16 protein-coding genes are annotated in these 23,074 nt (G+C 59.1%); 8 read left to right on the top strand and 8 right to left on the bottom strand.

Annotation, left to right across the window (positions count from 1 at the left end):
- Positions 1 to 2: 2 nt before the first annotated feature.
- Positions 3 to 2,150, top strand: a complete 2,148-nt coding sequence (locus tag EKD05_RS13970) for a glycoside hydrolase family 2 protein (RefSeq protein WP_129673736.1) — start codon at positions 3 to 5, stop codon at positions 2,148 to 2,150.
- A gap of 193 nt (positions 2,151 to 2,343) precedes the next feature.
- Here EKD05_RS13970 and EKD05_RS13965 read toward each other — a convergent pair whose 3' ends face one another.
- Positions 2,344 to 2,601: a hypothetical protein gene (locus tag EKD05_RS13965; protein ID WP_129673734.1), complete on the bottom strand. Its 258-nt coding sequence runs from the start codon at positions 2,599 to 2,601 to the stop codon at positions 2,344 to 2,346.
- 253 nt (positions 2,602 to 2,854) lie between these two features.
- Here EKD05_RS13965 and EKD05_RS13960 point away from each other — a divergent pair, with 253 nt between their 5' ends.
- Both EKD05_RS13960 and EKD05_RS13955 read left to right on the top strand, forming a co-directional pair.
- Positions 2,855 to 5,272 carry a 3-hydroxyacyl-CoA dehydrogenase/enoyl-CoA hydratase family protein gene (locus EKD05_RS13960; protein WP_129673732.1) on the top strand — a complete coding sequence of 806 codons (2,418 nt, stop codon included), beginning with the start codon at positions 2,855 to 2,857 and terminating at the stop codon, positions 5,270 to 5,272.
- A 108-nt stretch (positions 5,273 to 5,380) separates the two neighbouring features.
- Positions 5,381 to 6,556, top strand: a complete 1,176-nt coding sequence (locus EKD05_RS13955) for an acetyl-CoA C-acyltransferase (protein WP_129673815.1) — start codon at positions 5,381 to 5,383, stop codon at positions 6,554 to 6,556.
- Between the two features lie 64 nt (positions 6,557 to 6,620).
- Here the strand turns inward: EKD05_RS13955 and EKD05_RS13950 are convergent, their stop codons facing one another.
- The 3 genes from EKD05_RS13950 to EKD05_RS13940 all read right to left on the bottom strand — a co-directional run bounded on the left by EKD05_RS13950 (position 6,621) and on the right by EKD05_RS13940 (position 10,810).
- Positions 6,621 to 8,573, bottom strand: coding sequence for a DUF5671 domain-containing protein (locus EKD05_RS13950; protein WP_129673730.1), 1,953 nt, complete (start codon positions 8,571 to 8,573; stop codon positions 6,621 to 6,623).
- Positions 8,574 to 8,575: 2 nt separating this feature from the next.
- On the bottom strand, positions 8,576 to 9,076 hold the full coding sequence (locus EKD05_RS13945) for a hypothetical protein (protein ID WP_129673727.1): 501 nt from the start codon (positions 9,074 to 9,076) through the stop codon (positions 8,576 to 8,578).
- Between the two features lie 546 nt (positions 9,077 to 9,622).
- Complete coding sequence (locus EKD05_RS13940; RefSeq protein ID WP_129673725.1) at positions 9,623 to 10,810, bottom strand: M20 family metallopeptidase; 1,188 nt, start codon at positions 10,808 to 10,810, stop codon at positions 9,623 to 9,625.
- 295 nt (positions 10,811 to 11,105) lie between these two features.
- On the opposite strand from EKD05_RS13940, the gene fabF reads away from it, so the two are divergent.
- The 4 genes from fabF to EKD05_RS13920 all read left to right on the top strand — a co-directional run bounded on the left by fabF (position 11,106) and on the right by EKD05_RS13920 (position 15,366).
- Positions 11,106 to 12,350: a beta-ketoacyl-ACP synthase II gene (gene fabF, locus EKD05_RS13935; RefSeq protein ID WP_129673723.1), complete on the top strand. Its 1,245-nt coding sequence runs from the start codon at positions 11,106 to 11,108 to the stop codon at positions 12,348 to 12,350.
- Positions 12,351 to 12,581: 231 nt separating this feature from the next.
- A complete protein-coding gene (gene rnc, locus EKD05_RS13930) occupies positions 12,582 to 13,295 on the top strand; it encodes a ribonuclease III (protein WP_240695779.1) in 714 nt (237 codons plus the stop codon).
- Positions 13,292 to 14,140 (top strand): sugar nucleotide-binding protein, encoded by an 849-nt coding sequence (locus EKD05_RS13925; RefSeq protein WP_129673719.1) that lies wholly within the window; start codon positions 13,292 to 13,294, stop codon positions 14,138 to 14,140. Before rnc ends, EKD05_RS13925 begins: the two co-directional genes overlap by 4 nt.
- A gap of 77 nt (positions 14,141 to 14,217) precedes the next feature.
- Positions 14,218 to 15,366: a glycosyltransferase family 1 protein gene (locus EKD05_RS13920; protein WP_240695778.1), complete on the top strand. Its 1,149-nt coding sequence runs from the start codon at positions 14,218 to 14,220 to the stop codon at positions 15,364 to 15,366.
- A gap of 153 nt (positions 15,367 to 15,519) precedes the next feature.
- Here the strand turns inward: EKD05_RS13920 and EKD05_RS13915 are convergent, their stop codons facing one another.
- The 3 genes from EKD05_RS13915 to EKD05_RS13905 all read right to left on the bottom strand — a co-directional run bounded on the left by EKD05_RS13915 (position 15,520) and on the right by EKD05_RS13905 (position 20,971).
- Positions 15,520 to 17,913 (bottom strand): FAD-binding oxidoreductase, encoded by a 2,394-nt coding sequence (locus EKD05_RS13915; RefSeq protein ID WP_129673717.1) that lies wholly within the window; start codon positions 17,911 to 17,913, stop codon positions 15,520 to 15,522.
- The gene (locus tag EKD05_RS13910) at positions 17,904 to 18,173 is read right to left on the bottom strand and encodes a hypothetical protein (protein WP_129673715.1); all 270 of its coding nucleotides are present in this window, start codon (positions 18,171 to 18,173) and stop codon (positions 17,904 to 17,906) included. The genes EKD05_RS13915 and EKD05_RS13910 overlap by 10 nt, the downstream gene beginning before the upstream one ends.
- Before the next feature lie 320 nt (positions 18,174 to 18,493).
- Positions 18,494 to 20,971 (bottom strand): DNA translocase FtsK, encoded by a 2,478-nt coding sequence (locus EKD05_RS13905; protein WP_129673713.1) that lies wholly within the window; start codon positions 20,969 to 20,971, stop codon positions 18,494 to 18,496.
- A 78-nt stretch (positions 20,972 to 21,049) separates the two neighbouring features.
- Here EKD05_RS13905 and EKD05_RS13900 point away from each other — a divergent pair, with 78 nt between their 5' ends.
- Positions 21,050 to 21,535, top strand: a complete 486-nt coding sequence (locus tag EKD05_RS13900) for a hypothetical protein (protein WP_129673711.1) — start codon at positions 21,050 to 21,052, stop codon at positions 21,533 to 21,535.
- A 100-nt stretch (positions 21,536 to 21,635) separates the two neighbouring features.
- Here EKD05_RS13900 and EKD05_RS13895 read toward each other — a convergent pair whose 3' ends face one another.
- A complete protein-coding gene (locus EKD05_RS13895; protein ID WP_129673709.1) occupies positions 21,636 to 22,754 on the bottom strand; it encodes an AI-2E family transporter in 1,119 nt (372 codons plus the stop codon).
- Positions 22,755 to 23,074: the final 320 nt, after the last annotated feature.

Below are 23,074 nucleotides of genomic sequence, written 5' to 3'. Positions count from 1 at the left end.
CTATGTATGATCAAACGCTTGCCGACCACTGGCAGATCCATCCGATTGACACCTTCCGGCAGGGCATCTATCCACGTGATGATGAAGGCTGGTTTCCGGCCCATGTTCCCGCTCACTGGCAACAACTGAGCGGCTTTGAGCACTATGCAGGCAGAGTTGTCTATCGCTGCCGGTTTTTGTGGTCGGATGCAGAGGCAGCGGATCAAGCGTTGCGCCGCCGATGGCTGCGGCTGAAGGGCGTCTTTTATCATTCGCGCGTCTATCTGAACGGGGTTGACCTGGGGGCGCATACGGGTTATTTCGAGCCGCACGAGCGCGAGATCACGGGCCTGTTGCAGCGCGAGAATACGTTGCTGGTGGAAGTTGAGTGCCCTGATGAACGCAACAAGAGCGGGAAAACGATGATCACCGGCGTTTTTTCGCACTGGGACTGTCTTGATCCGCAGGCGAATCCGGGCGGGATCTGGTTACCCGTCGAACTGCATCACAGCCGAGCGGTGCATCTGGCGCGGGGGCGGTTGTTGACGCTCACGTGCAATGATCGTTTTGCGCAGATCCGCTTTGATCTGGAGGTTGACGCCGCGACCGCGTGCGACGCAACCGTACGCCTGACCTTTACCCCGCGCACCTTTGCGGGTGAAGCGCAACAGATCGAGCAGCAACGCAGCCTTGGACATGGACCGCAGCAACTTGGCGGGCTGATCAAACTGCGCGAACCGCGGCTCTGGTGGACACACGATCTGGGGCGACCGGATCTCTATGATGTGACCGTTGAGGTGCTGGTTGACGGGCACGTAAGCGATCTTCTCCCCATCACCTTTGGCGTGCGTACCTTCGAATTGCGCAACTGGCTGCCCTATCTCAATGGGGAACGCTTTCTGGTCAAAGGCAACAACTACCCGCCGGGCGACATGCGGATTGCCACGATGGACAAAGCCCGGTGTGCCGCCGATCTTGAACTGGCACGGGACTGTCATATGAACATGCTGCGTGTACATGCCCATGTTGATCACCCGGCCTTTTACGAAGCGGCCAACGAGGCGGGCATCCTGCTTTGGCAAGACTTCCCGTTGCAATGGCTCTATGCTTCAAGCATTCTCGAAGAAGCGCGGCGTCAGGTGCGCGTGATGGTGCATCAACTTGGCAGCCACCCTTCGGTCGCGATCTGGTGCATGCACAACGAATCTTTTTTGATCGAAGATACGGCTGATGAGAGCATCTGGACACGGATCAAAATGCAACTGAGCGTCTTTGGGCCAAACTGGAATCGCAATGTGATGGACACCCAACTCAAAGCGCTTGTTGAGCAAGAAGACCCGACGCGGCCCGTGGTGCGCTCATCAGGCGAACTGGACATCACCTATCTGCGCGAAGGAACTGATGGTCACGCCTACTTTGGCTGGTACCGCAACTATGGCGACCTGCGCGACGCTGAGGTAATGCAAAAGCGCTTTCCAAATAACATGCGTTTTATGACTGAATTTGGCTCGCAAAGTTTCCCGAATCTTGAGAGTAGTTTGCGTTTTATGCCTGATCCCTTGACCGACGAAGCAATCGCGCAACTCGCCACGCGGCATGGCTTGCAGGCGGAAATCATGGACAACTGGATCCCGTGGCGGCAGGCCGGATCGCTTGCCAATGTCATCAAACTCTCGCAGGACTACCAGATCTTCATCAACCGCTACTACATTGATCGGCTACGCAACAACAAATACCGTCCAACAGGCGGCATCATCGCCTTTCTCTTGCTCGACCCCTACCCGGCGGTACTCTGGAGCGTCGTTGACTACTGGCGGGTGCCTAAACGCTCGTACGAGGCCATGCGCATGGCTTTTAGCCCACAATACGCCTACTGCGTCTTTGAGCCACGGCTGTACAGCATCGGCGAGGCCATCACGCTCGCGTTGAGCGTCGTCAACGACGCACGGCGGGGCATTGTCGGGGCGCAAGTGGCAGCGCGGCTGAGCGATCCTGGCGGCAACGTGCTCGCCGAAGTGCGTCACCGCGTCAACCTGCCGGCTGATTGCCTCCCGATCGTTGTTGATCGCCTGCGGCTCACGCCAACGCAAGCGGGCCGTTACGCCCTGACCATCGAGTTGACCGGCGTGGATCACGCGATTCACCAGATCTACGAAATTGCCGTAGGGTAGTGCCTCCGGCGGGTATTGCTGGGGTTTGCACCCCACCCCATGCGCATGAACTTTAGGGCTGCCGCCCTAAAAACCCATGCTTGTGCTGGCGAAAACGGCCAGCTTCGCTGGCCGTTTTCGCCAGCACAAGCGAGATGCTTGGGGCCAGCGGCCCGCCACCCCCCCCAGCCGGAGGCTTACGTTAAGATGTAGGTCATACGTCGGCTGCCAGTTTTTCACGGGCGCGGATCTTGAGGTGGCGTACAAAGTGCTCTAGCTGCAGGTAGCTCTCCAGTTCGGCACGCTCGGCGTCGTTCAAGGTTGTGTTGCGGCTGCCGTCGAGCAAGTAGCGCAAGCGCTCCTGGGCCACCGGCGAGGGCCGTAACACAATGACCGCCTCCGGTGTAGGCGCCGAGAGCAAGAAGTCGAGCACCTCCTCGGTCGGAGTTGGCTCGGGCATCATGACGGCCATAGGTTCCTCCGCCTGATAACGCTCTGTCGAAAACTCCGTTTTATAGCAAGATCCTTCGTTGATGGTCGCTAGAATGCGCTACCCATAGTGTACACGATTCATCGTTGATGTGCAGCCCTATCCGAACAGTTGACTAGGGCTGATGCGGCCCCTCAAAAACTCCCCAGAAGCGTGAAAGATGTGGTATGATATTGATATCTATAACGCATCGCGTAATAAGAATGCCTCAACACCAACGGTCAAGGAGGACCAGATGCCCTATCAGATCAAGCGTGTTGCCGTGATTGGTGCTGGTACGATGGGTGCGGCGATTGCCGGCCTGGTTGCCGGTGCAGGTCTGCCGGTTCTATTGCTTGACATGCCGCCCAGCAAGCTCACTCCTGAAGAGGAAGCCAAGGGCCTGTCACTCACTCACCCCGCTGTTCGCAATCGGTTTGTGCAGGCCGGTTTTGACCGGATGCGCAAGGCTCGCCCTTCCAATCTCTACAATCAAAACAGTGCGCAACTCATTTCCCTTGGCAATACCGAGGATGACTTCGAAAAATTGGCTGATGTCGATTGGATTGTCGAGGTTATTATTGAGCAACTTGGCCCCAAACAGGCCTTGATGGAGCGAATCGAGGCGGTGCGCAAGCCGGGTGCGTTTGTCACGAGCAATACCTCGGGTATTCCCATCGGGCTGATCGCCGAGGGACGCAGTGATGAGTTCAAGCGTCATTTTTTTGGTGCTCACTTCTTCAACCCACCGCGCTACCTCAAGTTGCTTGAGTTGATCCCTGGTGAGGCCAGTGATCCGGCAGCGGTGGCGGCTTTCCGCAGTTTTGCCGAAAATACGCTCGGCAAGGGTGTCGTGATCTGCAAAGATCGGCCCAATTTCATTGGCAACCGCATCTTTAGCTATGCCGGCCAGGTTGTGCTCAATGAGGCGCTCGCCCGTGGCTATACGGTCGAAGAGCTTGATGCCTTGACGGGTTCGCTGATCGGGCGCCCCAATACGGCCAGTTGCCGCCTGCTTGACCAGGTAGGCGTGGATGTGATGCACTACGTGGCGTCAAATCTCTACAAAGCGATTCCCGAAGACGAGAGCCGCGAGGTCTATACCAATAATGATCTGCTCCAGCGCATGGTTGCCGCCGGTCGCCTGGGCAAGAAGGTCGGCCAGGGTTTTTACAAAGAGATGCGTGAGGGCAAGAAGCGCGAGTTCTGGTCCCTTGATTTGCAGAGCTTCGAATATGTTGCGCCGCAAGGCACCGCGTCGGTTGATGCGTTTATCAACGAGGCCAAGAAGCAGAAGGCCCTGCCCGAGCGCTTGCGGTTTATGCTGCGTCGTGCCGCCGAGCAACCCGATGACCGGGGGGCCGCGATTGTCACGCTGGCCATCTTGCCAATGATCGCTTATGCGGCGCGTCGGTTGCCCGAGATTGCCGATAGCGTCGCCGATGTGGACAATGCCATTCGTTGGGGCTTTGCGCATCAACTTGGGCCGTTCCAGATCTGGGATGCGCTCGGCGTCGCTGAGGGTGCCGATCTGATGAAGAGCCAGGGTCTGGACGTGCCAGCCTGGGTCGATCAGTTGATCGCGAAAGGCGAGGCACAGTTCTATGGTGACGGCACAGCCTACAATGTTGCCACCGGGCGTCACGAGCCGATCGTGCGTGACCCACGCGCCATCGATCTGGCGGCCCTTAAGGCGGCAGGGCACGAGGTGCTTGGCAATGCTGCGGCGAGCCTGATTGACCTTGGTGACGGCGTGCTCTGCTTCGAGATCCATTCGAAGGCCAATGCCATCGGCGGACCGGTCGTCGAAATTCTGCTCGGCGCGATGGAAGAACTGAAGAACGACAAGTGGGTCGGCATGGTCATCGGCAACCAGGGGGCGCGCTTCTCGGCAGGTTTCGACCTGAACGAACTTGGTGCGGCGGTGCAGATGGGGGCCTGGGACGACCTCGGCGAGTTGATCGAGTTGGTGCAGCAGACCTTCTACAATCTGCGCTACGCACCCAAGCCGGTTGTGACCGCGCCATTTGCCCACACCCTTGGTGGCGGGGCCGAACTCGCGATGCACGGGGCCGTGACGGTTGCTGCCGCCGAGACTTATATGGGCCTACCCGAGTTTGCCGTTGGCCTGGTGCCGGGTTGGGGCGGCTGTACCCAACTCAATCGGCGCATTATTGCGGAAACAGCCCGCAATGGCGGCGATACGCTCAAAGCCTTCCAGCAGGTCTTCGAGACCCTGGCCTTTGCCAAGGTTGCAACCAGCGCCCTCGAAGCGCGTGACCTCGGCTATCTGCGCCCAACTGATCGCATTGTCTTCAATCAAGACTACCTGATCGGCGAAGCGAAACGCGAGGTGCTGCGCCTCGTTGGCGAGGGCTATACGCCGCCCACGCCGGGCAATCACTGCTATGCCCTTGGACGTGACGGCCTGGCAGCGGCGCGGGTCGCCATCTACCAGTTGCGCCAGGGCAACTTTGCAACTGAGTATGATGTGGTCATTGCCGAAAAGATTGCGCACATCCTCTGTGGGGGCGAATTGAGCAACCCACAATTCGTTGATGAGCAGTACCTCTTGAGCCTTGAGCGTGAAGCGCTGTTGTTCCTTGGTCAGGACGAGCGCACGCTTGCACGGGCCAAACATATGATGGAGACCGGCAAGCCCCTGCGTAATTAAGGAAGTTCGCGTATGCTGGAGCAAATGGCTAGCGCAGTTAGCCATTTGCTCCAGCATACGCACGGTACCGATATCAGCCAAGAGGATATATTAGGAGAACAATCACATATGGACGAAGCCGTCATTATTTCTGGTGCCCGTACCGCCGTTGGCAAATCAGGCCGTGGTACGTTGCGCACGACCCGCCCCGATGAACTGGCCGCGCTGGTTGTGCAGGCGACGATCGCTCGCGCACCAGGGCTTGACCCGCGTGAGGTCGAAGATGTGATTATGGGCTGCGCGATGCCCGAGGGTGAGCAAGGGCTCAATCTGGCGCGTGTTGCCGCCCAGCGGGCCGGGTTGCCCGATAGCGTCTGTGGGGTTACGGTCAACCGTTTTTGTGCCTCGGGTCTGCAGACCGTGGCGATGGCCGCGCAGCAGATCATGATGGGGCAGGCGGACGTGATTATTGCCGGTGGGGCCGAAAGCATGAGCATGGTGCCAATGTCGGGCAACAAGTTCTCGCCCAATCCGCACCTTGCCCAGCACGATCCTGCCCTCTATCTGGGTATGGGGCTGACGGCCGAGAATGTCGCCCGCGACCACAAGGTCAGCCGTGAAGACCAGGATGCGTTTGCGCTCCGTTCGCATCAGAAGGCGCTGCATGCGCAGCAACAGGGTTATTTTGCCCCCGGGATTGTGCCGGTGGAGGTGCAACTGACGGAACTGGTTGCGGGACGGGCGCAGACACGCACGATGATGTTTGATCGTGACGAGGGGCCGCGGGCCGATACGTCACTCGAAGCGTTGGCGAAACTCAAGGCCGCCTTTAGCGCGACTGGTAGCGTAACGGCAGGCAACAGCTCGCAGACAAGCGACGGTGCGGCCGCCGTGCTGGTGATGAGTCGGCGCAAAGCGGATGCTCTGGGGCTCAAGCCTCGCGCACGCTTCCTCAGCTTTGCCGTTGGCGGCGTGGCCCCGGAAGTGATGGGCATCGGACCAGTCGTTGCGATTCCCAAGGCGCTCAAGCTGGCCGGGCTTGAGTTGAGCCAGATCGACCTGATCGAGCTCAATGAAGCGTTTGCAGCGCAGGCCCTGGCCGTTGCGCGTGAGCTTGGCCTTGACATGGAGAAACTCAATGTGAATGGCGGGGCCATCGCGCTTGGGCACCCGCTGGGTTGCACCGGGGCCAAGCTTACCGTGCAGATGCTCGATGAACTCGAGCGGCGTGGCGGGCGCTATGGCATGGTCACGATGTGCATTGGTGGCGGCATGGGTGCCGCTGGGATCTTTGAGCGGTTGTAGCCTGGAAGCGGCCGATCATTGCTTGCAAAAAACCGCCAGCGTAGCTGGCGGTTTTTTGCTGATCCTAAAACAACAAATTCCCCACAAACCCGAGCACCAGCGACAAAAGAACGAATAGCGCCACCAACCCGAGCACGACGAGGCCAAGGATGCTGCCCAGGTTGAGCGAGCGTGACGAACGGGCCTCTTCGCCTTCGCCGATCTGCCGGACGGTGCGCACCGTCTGCGTAATCAGGGTTTCGGTGCTGAACGATTCGACCCCGATCCATTGCCACGCGCTGCTGCGGGTAGGGACAAGCAGTTTACGGGCTGAGCTGGCATGAACCAGTTGGACGAGTTCGGGTGACAGACCCTCTGGGCCACTTGTTGCCATCGTCCACGGCCCGACAATCAAGCCTGCCTCGGCGAGTTGGGCGGAGGCAACGCGAACCTCGCCATCAGGTCTGATCAGATCAAGTTGAAGGCCAGGCAGTTCCTGTTGCAACCGGCTCGCGACGGCTTGCCCAAAGGTACCGTCGCCGGGTGCCAAGATAGCTACGCGCAAGGCAGCGAGGCGGGACGCAAGCTCGCGCCGCTGGGCACGTCCGTCGGCACGTACCTCGGATCCGTGATAGAGCCAGGTGAGGCCAGCGAGCAGGGTAAAGGCAAGCGCTTGCCCAAGATCGCTGAGCAGGTTGCCTTCGATCGGGTCGCCCAGGATCAAGCGCAGCAGGCGGGCAATCACATAGATCGCCCCGCTGAGCACGACCATCGTTGCCACAAAGAGATATCCATAGAGATAGATCTTGCGTACCAACGACGTGCGTTCGGCACTGCCCTCTGGTCCGGCGCGTTCGGCTGCCGCCGTGACTTGTCGCCAGGGCCAGATCCAGACCGCAATGCCAGCTATCAGTGCCGCTGTGAACCATGCCAGTTGGGTACTGAGCAGATCGGTGAAGCCGCGTTCGGCAAAGGCCCGGATGATCACACTGAGGATGCCACCTCCACCAACGAGCGCCGCCGCAAGCCCGATCGCCGCCACAAGATAGAGATACGTACGCCGCACTGCCGCCTGGCGCGGAACCTCGCTGGATTGTGCAGCATCCTGCTGCAACACCCGCGCGTGATACACCCAGAAGACCCCCGAGGCGATGATGATCGTCAACGGCTCACGCAGATCGCCTTCGGGTGAGAGACCGAGCAGTTGTTGTAACAAGCCAGCGAGAATAAAGGTCGCATTGGTCACCGCCGCCAGCACCGTCACAAAGACGATCGCATAGAGATAGAGCTTGCGCAAGGCTGATGCGTGCTCGTCTTCATCTGGCCCGGCAAAGAGCCTCTGCGCCCAATCCCAGAAGATGAGCCAGACCGGCACGCCGATGGCAAGGCGGGCAATGTCATCATAGATGCTCAAGAGGGGGAGTGAGCCTGTCAACTCTGGCCCAGATCCGAACTGAAAGAGTAACCAGCGGAGCAGACTTGTCGCCGCAGATGCGACTAGGATCAAGCCGGTGGTACTGAAGGCAAAGAGATAGAAGCGACGGAAACCGGCGGTTAGATCGGTTTCGGGGAGCGCCGCACGATCGGCGCTGACGATCCTGTGGTGATACCACCAGAGCAAGCCAAGCACAACGATCGCAACGATGCTACGTAGCAGTTGCTCTGTTGGGGTAAACCAGCCAGTGACGTCGGATTCCGATCCACCCGAAATGAGGGTGAGTAGTGCTTGCACCAGGCTCACGCCATTAAAAATCGCCGGCCAGAGCAGCGCGGCCATGGTCGCATAGAGATAAAAACGACGTTCAGGGCTCCCGCGTTCTTCAAGATCGCCGCTCGCGAGGCGTTGCCCCCAGATCCAGTGACCGAGAAAGATTGGCAACCCAATAATGATCACGGCAAGCTGAAAGGCAACGGCGGCCACCGGATCGCGGCCATCGGTCTGCAAGACGCCGCGAAGCAGCGCGATGGTGGCCCAGGTCGTCGCATGGAGACTGACAGCGCAGACGAGCAGGATATACCAACGTCGAATGGTAGCCATCGTTAGTTGCATCCTTCCGTCTCATTCCAGCACCAGGCCCAGTAGCGATCGGCACTGGTCAACTTCCAAGCTCCGTCGGGGCCATCGCGCACGAGTGACATAAAAAAGGTGCTGCTATACTGACCACTGCCAAAGAGCCCCCCCTGTGAAAAATAGGTCTCGCGCACATCCACCGATGCCCGATTATTCGTCACCGTACTCGACAAAACCTCCCAGGATGATGAACCCTGATTCGTATCGAGCGCACCGGTATAGCTGGTAAGGTCGCGGGTGAAAAGATCGAGGGTTGCGGGAAACCCGGGCAAGCCTGGGTCAAGATAGCCATACGCACGTGCCAGATCGCGCTGTTGCAGGGCAAGCAAATAGTTATGAGCCACCCCTTCGGGCATTGTTTCAGGCTGAAATGTCGGCTCGGGGCGCATCATCGCGACGACAAACGCAACCACAACAAGCACAACAATCCCAGCAACAATGCCGATCAGAAAGGTGTCTTTTCTTTTCATCGTTTTTCTTCCTAGTGTTTTGATCCACTGAAGGTGATGGAGGAGGCTGGGTTCCATATACGCGGAAACGACCAGCGTGCCAAGTTAGTTCCGTTCCATATACGCGGAAACGACCAGCGTGCCAAGTTAGTTCCATGGTCATGCCCACGCACGCGGGCATCCAGCCGAAGCATCGTGTCAGGCCACTCGTGCGATGGCAAATTGGATGCAACGCATCTCATCTGGAGATCTGATTGGCGTCGCGCTGAGGCCAGGCGAGGTCGCCTGGCACTGCCCTCACAACAAGTATAACGCGGTAATGAGGTGAAAACGATCCGTCGGAAGGTGGAAAAAGCATAGGTAACGTAGCTAGGTAAACCCCCTAGCCACCTTGCTCCATCTGCAGGGGAGTGGTCTGAGCAGCAATGCCTTGCAAACAAGGCAAGGGTGAGCGCATCGATCAAAAAAGCTCACGCGAAGACGCGAAGGGTGAGCGCACCTACGCTAAAACCTTCGCGCCTTTGCATCTTTGCGTCAAAAAACCGCCTTCGTTGCCAGGTATTGGTCTTAGAGGCGTATGGTGCCGCGGAGGAAGCGCAACGCAGTTTCGGCGAGGATGGCCGAGCCAACGGGCAGGCTGCGCTCATCAATGTCAAAGATCGGCGTATGATGGGCGCGTACCACGCCATCATCAATAGCCGCCCCGAGCATCAGCATGGCCCCAGGAGCCTTCTGGCACATATAGGCAAAATCCTCGGCCCCAAGCCCTGCCGGGGCATGGTCAAAGGCATCGTCGCCGAGCATCGAGCCGGCCACCTGTTCGAGCCAACCGGCGACGCGCTGGTCATTCCAGCCCGCAGGATAGCCACGCCCGATCTTCAACCGATAATCGCCGCCGAAGGCACGGGTTACGGCGAAAGCCTTCTCGACCTCGCTGATCAACTGTTCACGTACCCGCGGATTGTAGCTGCGCAAGGTTCCCTGGAGGCGCACCTCACTCGGAATGACATTCGACGCCCCTTGAGCCTCAACGACACCAACGCTCAGAATCGTTGGTTCGATGGGGTCAATGCGCCGTGCCTTGATGCCATAGAGGGCGGTGAGCACCGGGATGAGCATATAGATGGGATCGGTGCCCTCGTGGGGTGCGGCCCCGTGCCCGCCTGTGGCAAGCAAGGAACCCGTGAAGTCATCAACTGCTGCCGAGGCCCAGCCGCCATGGATGGTCACTTTGCCCATTGGCAACGTCGAATCAACATGAAGCGCAATCACGGCGTCGACATCCTCCATGACACCTTCTTCAACCATGCGTAGCCCACCGCTCTTGCCTTCGTCGTCCCAATTCTCTTCTGAAGGCTGAAAGATGAAGCGTACCCGCCCACGCAGGCGTTCGTTGGCAAATTGTTCACGGAGCAGATGGGCCGCGCCAAGCAACATGGCGGTATGCGCATCGTGGCCGCAGGCGTGCATCACGCCGTGATGCTGCGAGGCATACGGGGTTGCGTTGGCCTCAATAATCGGGAGGGCATCCATATCAGCGCGGATCGCAATGGTCAGCCCACCACCGGGGCCAAGTTCGCCAACAACGCCGGTGCGCGCAATGCCCGTGCGTACCGTGATGTCCCCAATCTCGGCCAGCGTATCGGCCACCAGCGCCGACGTCCGAGTCTCGGCAAAGCTCAATTCGGGGTGCGTGTGAAGATCCCGCCGGAGACGCACGAGCTCAGTGGCGAGCGCATTGGCACGGTCAAGCATATGTTTTTTCTCCTTGATCGTGATGGACTTGGTCCGTAGGCCCATCTCCATCACGATCAGGGCTGTCGCCCTAAAACCCGGTCGTTTGCTAGTCGGAAAAGTCAGCGTAGCTGACTTTTTTGACTAGCAAAAATGTTTGGGAAGCGTAGGCTCCCACGTCTCGCCCCCGTGGAGGCGAGAACAGAAGCTTATTGCTAATAGTATACCATCACCTCGCATGAGCCATCTCGGGCAAAGCAGGCATGGTATAATTCCGCACGTTAAGGTTGTCAGTCTAACGACGAGGAGAGGATGTATGAAGGAGCGGCGTGTTGTTGTGACGGGGATGGGGGCGATCAGCCCGCTAGGTCTGAGTGTTCCCGAGTTGTGGCAGGGCATTGTTGAGGCGCGCAGTGGCGTTGGCCCACTGACCCTGTTCGACCCGACCGGCTTTGACACACGCTTTGCTGCCGAGGTCAAGCGCTTTGATCCAGCGAATTTTATGGATCGCAAAGAGGCTCGGCGTACTGATCGTTTTGTGCAACTGGCCGTCGCCGCATCGAATGAGGCACTGCATCATTCAGGCTTGAAGATTACTGAAGCGAACCGTGATGAGATTGGGGTCTTTATCGCCAGTGGCATTGGGGGGATTGGCACGCTCAGCGAACAGCTTGATGTGTTGCGGGCACGCGGTCCGGGGCGGATCAGCCCATTCTTGATCCCTTCGATGATCACCAATCTTGCGGCAGGCCAGGTCTCGATTGCCACCGGCGCACGAGGGCCGAGCTATTGTCTCACGTCGGCATGCGCGAGTTCAGCCCATGCAATTGGTGAGGCTGCCGAGACGATTCGGCGGGGTTGGGCCAAGGCGGTGATCGTAGGCGGCAGCGAGGCGAGCATTACGCCAATCGGGATTGCCGGGTTCAATGCGATGCGGGCGCTTTCGACCAATAATGACCAGATGGATACCGCCTCACGCCCGTTTGATGCGACCCGTGATGGCTTTGTGATGGGTGAAGGTGCCGCCACGCTCATCCTGGAAGATGCCGATGAGGCGATCAACCGAGGGGCGACCATTCTGGCTGAAGTGGTCGGCTATGCCTCGACTTCTGATGCCTACCATATCTCAAACCTGTCTGAGGATGGCGAAGGTGTTGCTCGTGCGATCCGCCTGGCCCTCAAGCGTGCCGAGATTATCCCTGATCAGGTTGATTACATCAATGCCCACGCGACCAGCACGCCCGCCGGCGATCCGGTCGAGTCACGGGCGATCAAGCAGGTCTTTGGTGGGCGCGAAACGGCCCCGCCTGTTAGCGCCAGCAAATCACAGTTTGGACATCTGCTTGGCGCCGCCGGAGCGATCGAGACGGTCGTTGGTGTGATGGCGATGCAGCATAATCTCTTGCCTGCCACGATCAACCTGACTAGTCCCGATCCTGCCTGCGACCTTGATTATGTCCCGAACATCCCCCGACCTAGCCAGATTGATGTTGTGCTAAGCAATTCGTTTGGCTTTGGTGGGCACAATGTGTGTCTCGTGCTCAAGCGTTTTGTTGACTGAAGGAGGGGCTTGTTCACCTGCTAGTGGCTAGTCGGTCAACAAAGCTTCCTGCTACTTTGCGCCCCGGGAGCGAGGGCGTCTCGCCCTCGGGGGCGTTCGAGGGCGGGACGCCCTCGCTCCCAGGAATGAATGTAGTTGATACACTACAGAGCACTAGGTTTAGGGCGCAATCCTCAAGAATTGCGCTTCGATGTTGGAGGACGATAGCCCTCCAGGATACACCAGATAGTTATGCTTATGCCGAGCCGCTTAGAAGAGATTATTGGCGTTACCTTCCACGATCCACTGTTGTTGCAGAGTGCGTTTGTGCATCGTTCGTTTATGCATGAACATCCCGAACGGGTGCCGGGGCTCTCTTCCAATGAACGGCTTGAGTTCCTTGGTGATGCGGTACTCAATTTCCTGACGGCGGCGTGGCTCTTTGTCCGCTACCCCGATCGCAGCGAGGGTGAATTGACCAGCCTTCGTTCGGCGTTGGTCAAGACAACAACCCTGGCCGGGTTTGCCCGTGAACTCAATCTTGGCACCTATATTCGCATTAGCCGTGGCGAAGATACGCCTGCGGCACGGAACCGTGATGCGCTGCTGGCCGATATCTTTGAGGCGGTGCTCGGGGCAATCTATCTTGACCAGGGCGTTGAAGGCGTGGCGCTCTTTGTGACGCCCTTCCTCGAACGCCAGATGAAGACGATTGAAGAGGGCGGCGGCGAGGTGAACTATCGTACCCGCTTGCAAGAGGTTGCCCAGGCACGTTATGGGCAGACCCCGGCTTATCAGGTGATTGATGAGGATGGGCCGGCCCATCAACGTGTCTTTACGATGGAAGTTCGTCTTGGTGAGCAGGTGCTTGGCATTGGTCGCGGCTTGAATAAGCAAGCAGCAGCGCAGAGTGCGGCCCAGGAGGCGTTGCATCGCCTCGCTGTTGTTGAGGATGATCCAGCATGACGCGAGGTCTGATTACGGGCGGTACGGGCTATCTTGGGCAGGTGTTGATCCGTCAGGCCCGCGCACGAGGTTATGCTGTGGTGGCGACCAATTATACGCAGCCACCGGTGCCGGTGCCTGGGGTGACCTGGGCCGTGCTGGATGTGCGTGATCCGCACGCCGTGCGGTCGCTCGTTGAAGCGGTGCAACCCGCCTGGGTCATCCACACGGCTTTTTTGCAGAACGGCCCCGAGGTGATGGCAATTACCGGCGAAGGGGCCGGCCATGTCGCGGCTGCGGCTGCTGCGGTTAACGCACGCCTGATCCATCTGTCGAGTGATGTTATTTTCGATGGCGAACGTGACACCCCGTATACCGAAGAAGATCCGCCTGATCCCGTCACTGACTACGGACGCGCCAAGGCGTACGCCGAGGCTCTCGTTGCGGCGGCGCATCCCGCGGCGACCATTGTGCGCACGTCGCTGATCTATGGCTTCGACCCAATTGATAAGATTTCGCGCTTTGTCCTCGATGTCGCCGAGGGGCGTGCCGCTGCCGCCTTGTTCACCGATGAGTACCGTTGCCCAATCTTTGTCGAAGATCTCGCCGCTGCCTTGCTCGAATTGCTTGCGCTCCCCTACCAGGGTGTGTTGCATATCGCCGGGGCAACCTGTGTCAGCCGCTATGACATGGGTTGCCTGATCGCACAGGCGTGGCAGATCGATCCCGCCGATATCCCCGCCGGGCTCAGTGCCGCGAGTCCAATCCGGCGCCCCCGCAACTGCCGCCTCGCGATCACACGTGCCCAGGCGTTGCTTCAGACCCGCCTGCGGGGCATCGATGAAGTGCTGAGAGATAGGAGCTAGGTTGAGCGAGCTAAGTTGACGAAACAGTCAGTTGATGCGCCGGGTACTCGGTGTGGGGCTTGGCAAGGATGTGACGGATGCGAATTGGGCTTGATGCGCGCTATGCAACCGAGCATTTTCCGGGGATTGGCCGGTATACCGTCGGGCTTGCCCGTGCGCTTGCCGAGATCAGCCACGGCCATACGCTGGTGCTCATTGTTGATCCTCGTCAGTTGCGCCAGAGTCGCTATGATTTGGCAGCGATTGCGGCGATGCCCGGGGTCGAGACGGCGCAGCTGGCGGCAGGGCCGTTTAGTCTCAAGCAGCAGGTTGCGCTGCCAGCCCTCGCTCGTCGCCTCGCGTTGGATGTGTTGCATTCGCCCTATGTCGTCAAGCCGTATCTTGGTCTGCCGTGCCCGTCGGTCGTCACCGTGTATGACTTGATCGGTTGGCGCTATCCGCGCACGCTCTCGGCACGGGGGCGGCTCTTCTACCGCGTGACGATGGATCTGGCGCTGCGCACCGCGATGCGCATTCTGACGATTTCAGAGAGCTCGCGCGCCGATCTTGCCTATGTCTATCCCCGCGCCGCCAGTCGCCTCGTGGTGACGCCACTCGCCGCCGAGCGCCGGTTTCAACCGCAGTCAGCAGAAGTTGTCGCCCAGGTGCGCCAGCGTTATGCGCTCCCCGACGATTATGTGCTCTATGTTGGTTCCCAGAAGGCGCACAAGAATCTTGAACGCCTTGTGCGGGCCTGGGAACGGATGCTTGAGTTTGAAGCGCGCCAGACCCCCGGTGCCTGGACGCTGGTGCTGGCCGGGCATGCCGAACGCGGTCAGACGAGTCTGCACCAGTTTGTCAAACAGCGTGGCCTCGCCGACCGGGTTCGGTTTGTGCCCAATGTGGCTGACGAAGACCTGCCTGCGCTCTACAGTGGTGCGACCGTCTTTGCTTTCCCTTCCTATTACGAAGGGTTTGGTCTACCCCCGCTCGAGGCAATGGCCTGTGGTGTGCCGGTGCTCTGCGCGTACGCCTCGAGTCTCCCCGAGGTCGTGGGTGAGGCCGCGCTGACGGTGGATCCGTTCAATGCGCTTGAAATGGCCGAAGGCCTCTGGCGGTTACTCAACAATCCGCTCTTGCGCCGCGATCTCGCGGCCCGCGGTGCCCGGCGTGCCCGCGACTTTTCGTGGCGCCGCACGGCCCTTGGCACGCTCCGTGTGTATGAAGGCCTCGCGGCCCGCTCCTGATGTGGTGCGGGCTTGGGTGCGCGGGCATCCGCCCGCTTCGGGAGCACCAGCGGGCGGGACGCCCGCGTACCCAGGAAAGCGAGAAAACTTACGTAAACACCCTTTGCGCCTTTGCGTCAAATCATCAGCAACCTGAGTTGACAGACTCCTTCGTCACAGCGCGGGCAAGACCTTGCCTGGGTTGAGGCGGCCCCCCGGGTCAAACCAGGCTTTGATGTGGTGCTGCACCACAAGCTGCGTTGCCCCGAGCGCCTCGTGCATAAACGCTAATTTCAGCGTTCCAATGCCATGTTCCCCCGAGAGCGTCCCGTCCACGGCGAGCGCAATGCGGAAAATTGCTTCGGCGCACGGCCAGATACGCGCACTCTCAGCAGGGTCACGAGCATCAAAGAGAATATTCGGGTGCAAATTACCGTCACCGGCGTGACCAAAAACGACGATGGGCAACTGATGTTCTTCGGCGAGTGCTTTGATCAAGCGCACACTCTCGGCAATGCGCGTCAGTGGCACTGCGATATCTTCGCCAAGCCGGTTGGGGCGAATGCGAGCCAGCGCAATCGAGACGGCCCGGCGCGCTTGCCAGAGCTTCGCTTCGTCGCTGGCACTCTGCGCCACCTGGACGAGCCGGGCGCCCCCGGCGCGAGCCAGCGCGGCGAGCGCCTCGGCGTCGTGCGCCACCGTTTCAGGCTCGCCATCGCTGAGCATCAACAGCATTGCTCCGGTCTCAGGCGGCAAGCCAAGGTGCAGATAGGCTTCGACGGCGGCAAGGGTCGTATCGTCCATCAACTCAAGCGCCGACGGCACCAAGCCCGAGGCCATGATCTGTTCGACGGTTGCGCATGCATCCTCAAGCTGCGCAAAGAGGGCCATGGTAGTGCGACGGGCGGGCGGCAGCGGCACGAGCCGCAATGTCACCTCGGTGATCACGGCAAGCGTGCCCTCTGAACCAACCAGCAGTTGGGCAAGGCTCTGCTCGGTTCCTTGCCCGGCGAGACCATCACCCCAGCGCACGATCGTACCATCGGCAAGCACCGCCGTGACCGCCAGTACATAGTCAGACGTCACGCCATATTTGACGCAACGAGGCCCTCCGGCATTGCATGCCAAATTGCCCCCAATCGTCGAAGCCGTCTGACTAGAGGGGTCAGGGGGATAAAAGAGACCCATTGTCTCGGCGGCCCGTTGGATCTCGGCGGTAATCGCGCCTGCGCCAACGTGGGCAACCATCTGCTCCTTGTCAAGCGTGATCTGGTCAAGTCGATTGAGCCCGAGGATCAGCGCATGCGAGGTTGGCGTTGAACCACCAGCGAGCCCACTGCCCGCCCCGCGCACCACAACTGGCAAGTCGTAGGTTGCCGCAGCACGCATCAAGCCAGCAACCTCGCTGGTAGTTGCCGGCAAGGCAACCGCCAACGCCTCTCCAAGCGGTTGTGCAATCGAGGCATCCTGGTCGTAACAGGCAAGATCTTCCCTCCGCGTCAGCAGGTAGGTTTCCCCAACCACCGAGCGCAGGGTCGTCAGAATCTGCTCGCGGCCCGTTTGACGCACCAGTCGTTTGTGCAACGCCAGGTCGGGCGGAGTTGGCAGTTGCGAAAATGGAGCAAGAGCCGTCTCGCGCAAGCCTGCCAGCATCAAATTATGCTCGGCATCTTGTGCTGGCATGCCCATTTCGGTAGTCCTCATACCGCCCGACTCAAGCGCAAGGGCCTGCAGAATGCGTAACAACTGTTCAGCTTCATCGGTTGGCAGAGCAAGACCGAGGTGGACTGTCCCGACGCCGGCATCGCCCCAGATCGTCAAGGGCAGGCGATATCGCGTAGCGAGCGTGCGGGCGCGGGAAACAAAAGCGGGCAAGGCAGAGCGGGGGAGCGTCAGGTCACGACGAAGCGCTGCCGGGTTCAGATGCGCAGCCGCCAGGTCATACCATTGGTGCCACGGATCGCCCTCGTCTACCGGCATCACGGTGGTGCCCGTGTCAGCCGCGATCTCGGCCAGCAGACCAACCTGGCGAGCCAGGAGTGCTGGCAGCCCTTCAAGCTCAACCAGCAACCTTCCGGTACCATCCGGTTGTTCAGCGACTGGCAGGGCACTAAGCGCAAGCCCCGCGCTCACCAGTTGTTGCGCCAGGTGGCACGCTTTGGCAAGCGAGGCGCAACATATCAGCGTCGTGGTGCGCTCAGCGGGCAGTGGCCGCAGGCTAAAGGTAAACTCGTGGGCAAGCCCCAGATCGAGCCGACTCGCAGCGAGTGCCCGATGCAGACCATAGCCGGTGGCCCGCTTGATCGTCGGTCCGCCAATGCCCAGGTTTGTGCCATCGGGCAACATCAGTTGTGCCGCACGCAGATAGCGTCCAATAGTTCCATAGCCGAAACGACGGCGGCCCCCCGCATTGCAGGCGACCAGATCGGCCAGCGTCAGACCAGACACAAGCGGAAAGATCGGCAAGGCAAGCCGATACGGCGCAAGCTCCTCGTGCAGTCTCGCGATTGGCGTAGTTGCGGGGGCAGTGACAAGCAACGCCCCGGGCTCGACAGCAACTATTTCCACAGATTATCCCAGATGTCTTGAATCGTCGTCTGGACACCCGCAATCGTCTGGCGCACCGGGTCAGGCGACAGGCGGGCATCAAGGCGGTTTCGGCTATCCTCAATCACTTCGCTCAACAAACTATGGGCTTCGACCGCATAGAGACGGGTCAACGCATCGGTATAGACCTCGATCAACTCTTGCCGATCGGCCCTGGGCGTCTCGGCCAGCATATTGGCAAGAATGGTACGTGCATTATCACGAAAAGACTCTATCGACATAAAAACCTCCCTGATCGTACTCTCTTCATTATACGACGGGAGGGAGGACTTTGTGGCTTTTTGGGTTAGCGCACCCAGGGCTGATGCAAAGTCAGATCTCCAGGGCCGCCGTCGCCGTCAACGGCGCGGCTACCATCTGCGAAGCCGGCCTGCGCCGGCTGGATGAGGCCGCGCAAGCGGCCTTCGCGACCAATAGCCGAGGGCTTTAGCCCGACGGTGCTCCGGTCAGGTGGACGTTGCCCTAGCCCTGTGAGCGCACCGACGCAAAAAACGCTGCGCCTTTGCGTCAAAACCACCGCCTGCTTTGCAAGGCCTTGGCCCTAACGCTGGTCGCGCTCAGGCGACGACGAGCGCAACACTTCGCGTGAGCGGCCCCCCTCGGCTGGCCCAACAATGCCCTGTTGTTCAAGCAGATCGATCAACTGGGAAGCCTTGCTATAACCAATGCGAAGGCGGCGTTGCAACAGTGAAGCCGAGGCGCGCTGATGTTGTTGCACCAGATCGATCGCCTGGGTCAAGAGCGCGTCCTGTTCATCAACCGAAAGAAATTCGGCGGGGGGCTTGAACGTCTCATCAGATGCTCCGGCAGATTGTGCCCCGGTCGCAGCCGGACGTGGCCCGGGCAAGGTTCCACTAAAAGGCGGGCCATTGACCCCGAGCGAACCACCGGGCTTCTGGGTCGGATCAGCCGAAACCTCGTCAGGAGGCAACGCCTTGCGCCAGAAGTCAACAATCTTTTCTACCTCGCGATCCGAGACATAGGTACCCTGGATGCGTACAAGTTTGGCCGCATCAGCCGCCATATAGAGCATATCGCCGCGTCCGAGCAACTGATCGGCCCCAGGTACATCAAGAATGACCCGGCTATCAACCTGTGACGTGACGGCAAAGGCAATGCGCGAAGGGAAATTAGCCTTGATCAACCCTGTAATGACATCAACCGAGGGTCGCTGCGTCGCAATAATGAGATGGATACCGGTCGCACGGGCCATCTGGGCGAGGCGACAGATATACGTCTCGATCTCATCGGGGGCCATCATCATCAGATCGGCAAGCTCATCAATAATGATCAAAATATAGGGCATCGGTTCGAGGTCAGCACGTTTGCGCGCAAGTTGCTTATAGCTATCAAGATTGCGCACCCCGTGGCGCGCAAAGATCTTATACCGCCGCTCCATCTCACGGGTTGCCCACTTCAACGTTGGCACCACCCGTTCGAGCTCGGTGACGACAGGCGAGAGCAGATGAGGAATATGATTATAGACAATCATCTCGACCATCTTGGGGTCAACCAGGATCAGCTTGAGTTCATCGGGCGTATGGCGTAGCAGCAACCCGCAGAGGAAGGTATTGATCGCCACCGACTTGCCCGAGCCGGTCGCGCCAGCGACGAGCAAGTGGGGCATACGGGTCATATCGGCAATCATTGGCGTACCACTCACATCTTTGCCAAGCGGCAGCTTCAGCCGAGCGCGGCTCTGCTCAAACTCTTCGCCATCCATCACCTCACGCAAGCTAACCAGCGCAATCGAGGAATTGGGGATCTCGATGCCCACCGCCGATTTGCCGGGAATCGGGGCCTCAATGCGGATCGACGACGCGGCGAGCGCCAGCGCGAGATCTTTTTCGAGCGACGTGATCTTGCTGACTTTGACGCCTACCGCCGGCTGCACCTCAAACTGGGTCACTGCCGGGCCAGGATTGACGTGAACGACCTGCGCCTCAACCTTGAAGCTCGCTAGGGTATCTTCAATCAAACGTGAGCGATCGCGAATGACATCATCGCCAATTTGACTAACTATCGTGACCGGATCAAGCAGATCAAGCGCAGGCAACGGCCACGCGCGATGGACGGAAGCCGTTTCGAAACCATCGAGGGCCTCTTGTATGACCTCGTGCGGCCGGGCGGGCGGCAGTTCGACCGGTGGTTTGGCGAGTACCGGAGGCACCACAGGGGCGGGTGCAGCGGGAGTAGCCAGAGGAGGCACCACTGTAGGCGTGAGCTCGGGTTTGGCTGGCACCCCAGGCCGTTGAAAGAGGCTAGCGCGCGTCGGGCGGGCCGCAATTGGCGTGGGCACAATCGAATCGTCGTTCCCCTGAGGCGGCGGCGTAAACGGAAGATCGGTATCGGCCCGTGCCGTAGGCACAGATCGACGGGAGGCGTGCGAACGGCGCGGCGCACTCCAGAGCAACTGCCAGAACGCCGCCGTACGTGCCGCCGCCCCAACGAGCAACTCACGCAGCGTCAGATCAAACGTCAGCAGCACACCGATCAGGCCAATCACAACCGTCACGAGCACAGCGGCCGGGCGCCCAATAATGCTATCAAAGCCCTGCACCAGCCAGAAGCCGGCCCAACCGCCCCCCTCATTCTTGAGCCGAGCCTCGAACGGTAGATCATGCACCGGAAACTCGAGCAGGTTAAGAATCGAGGCAATAATGAGCAGTGTCCCGATCAGGTGGGTTGCGGTAAGCCGCGAGTCACGAAACTGCTCTTGAATCAAGATCGCAATACCCAGCAAACCGAGTATAATTGGTACAACAACAGCGCCCCCGCCAAAGGCTTGGCGCATCATCTCAACATAGAGCGTCCCAGCCCCACCGGCAATCCCGGTCGCAAAAAAGATCACGGTTACCAGGGCCAATGTCAACAAGCCAAGGGCAAAGAGGTCACGCTGATGTTCAGGGCGCATCAAGATAGGGGGAGGCGTCGCACGCGCACTTTTCCGCGGTGCTTTGCTGGTACGGGTAGCAGGTTTGCGCCCAGTGGATGGTTTCTTATTGCCTTGTGCGGCCATCTTTACTCCTCGCCGCGTGGCGATCCCTCAAGGTGGTAGTATAGCACACATGCGCGTTGTAGTGATGAGGAGAAGCAAATGTGGCGACGGAAAAACAAGTTTGAGCGTCAGTTAGATACGCTTGAAACCCAGGCCGCCGAAGCGGTTGGGCAGCTTGCCGGCACGATCCGTGGTCGGTTTGATAATGAAGTAGGCCAAGAAGTAGCCGCGAACCTGAGCCAGCTCGCCCGTCGGGTTGACGAACTCGATTTGAGTGACCAGGTTGCGCAACGGCGAAAAAAACTGGAAAAAGCGGCGAAAAAGGCGAGCCGTCGGGTTGATCGGGCAATCAAGGATCTCGAAAAGACTCGGGGCAAAGTTGCCCGTGACGCACGCGATCTTGCCTCGCAGGTGGGCGAAAACCTTGAGCATAGTGGTCAGCAGATCGCTACGATAGGCCAGCAATCAGTCCCTGAAAAGCCCGGTGGCTGGGTTATGCCCACGTTGCTTGGCTTGCTTGTCGGTTTTGGCCTGGGCTTTTTTGTCGCAAAGAAGACTAGCAAGAAAGACGCCGAGACGCCCTGATGTGAGCATGGGGCCCTCAATAAAGTATGCGTTCGGTGAGCCAAAAGCCAGCTTAGCTGGCTTTTGGCTCACCGAACGCAGGCACCGTAGGGCAAAAGCCCTACGATTGATGATCAGACAACGGTGAGGATGGCGTTGGCGAGGTTGTGCCCGTTGCATATTCCTCCACCTGTGCAGCCAATTCATCGCTGAGCGACAGCCCCATCAAACGCGCCATCCAGCGTGTTTCGTCATAGCTATCGAGTAGTACCACTACCAGGACGGTAATGGGCATCGAGAGAAAGGTGCCGGGCGGCCCCAAAATCCATGTCCAGAAAAAGAAGGCTACAAAAACAACCGCAGGCGACAGACTCAACTCGCGTCCGATCAATGAGGGAGCGATGAGATTCTCCATCGCCAGATTGATCGTCGTAATAATCAAAATCACGATGATCGCCCGTACCAGTCCCTGTTCTGCCAGGGTCAGCAAGAATGCTGGCAAGGCTGCTGTCGGAATGCCAACATAGGGAATATACCCTAGCACAAAGATCAAGACCCCCCAGAGCAACGAAAAAGGCACTTGAAGCAAGACCATCCCAATCGTTGAGCCAACAGCAACCGTGAGATTGATATAGGTACGCACCCCAAAATAACGTACCACACTGCCACCGAAAGTGGCAAGTCGATGCACGAGGGGGCTTTGCTCACCAAGCCCCGAGCTAAGACGCTTGCGAAGTGAAGGCATTTCGATGAGAAAAAAGAGTACCAGTACAGTCACGATCAGCGAATTGCCCAGCACGTTGCCGATACCTGCCAGGATCGAACCCAATACTCCCACGAGCGAAACACTATTGAGCAAGCCAAAAAACTGCAACTCATTGGCAACAAACCCATAACTTGCTAACCACTCACGGAGCAACTGCTCTTGTTGCGCGAGCAGACGTTGATATGTGCCAAGCTGTGACGTCAGACGGGTAATTGATACCCCGAGTGCGGTGGTCAACATCGCGGCAAAGGCGATCATGCCGAATACCATGATCAGCAGGGCAAACCACGAAGAAATGCCACGTTTTTGCAGCCAAAGATAGATTGGATTACACAGCAAGGTAATCACAAGGGCTAGCAGCAACGGGTTGAGCAAGGGCGCTGCAACCCGCATAGCTCCCAGGATCAGTACCAGCGAAGCGATGATCAACAAAGGTCGCAAGATCGTTGTCGCCTGCGGCTGGGGCAATTCCATAGCCACTCCTCACTCAGTCAAAATGGTTCTCCCTTAGTATACCGTTTTCTGAGGATTTAGGTAACGCTTTTTGCCGATTTGTGACTACACGAGTCGCTCGTTCACTGACAAGCCACGACTTGTCAGTGAACGCACTAGTACAGCATTCCAGAAGTCCGCAGTGAGTTGCTGGGAGCGCGGGCGGCTCGCCCGCCATGCCCGGATGCGGGCGAGCCGCCCGCGCTCCCAGGCCGCACAACTCCATACGTATTTCCAGAGAGTTGTACTAGGTTGCGGAGACGGCCATCCTCGGCTCGTACCGTGCCAAGCGACCTGTTCGG

Source organism: Candidatus Chloroploca sp. Khr17 (assembly GCF_004138165.1).
Classification (GTDB): Bacteria; Chloroflexota; Chloroflexia; order Chloroflexales; family Chloroflexaceae; genus Chloroploca.
The sequence above is the reverse complement of the archived record's forward strand: the minus strand, read 5'-3'. Positions and strand labels throughout refer to the sequence as shown.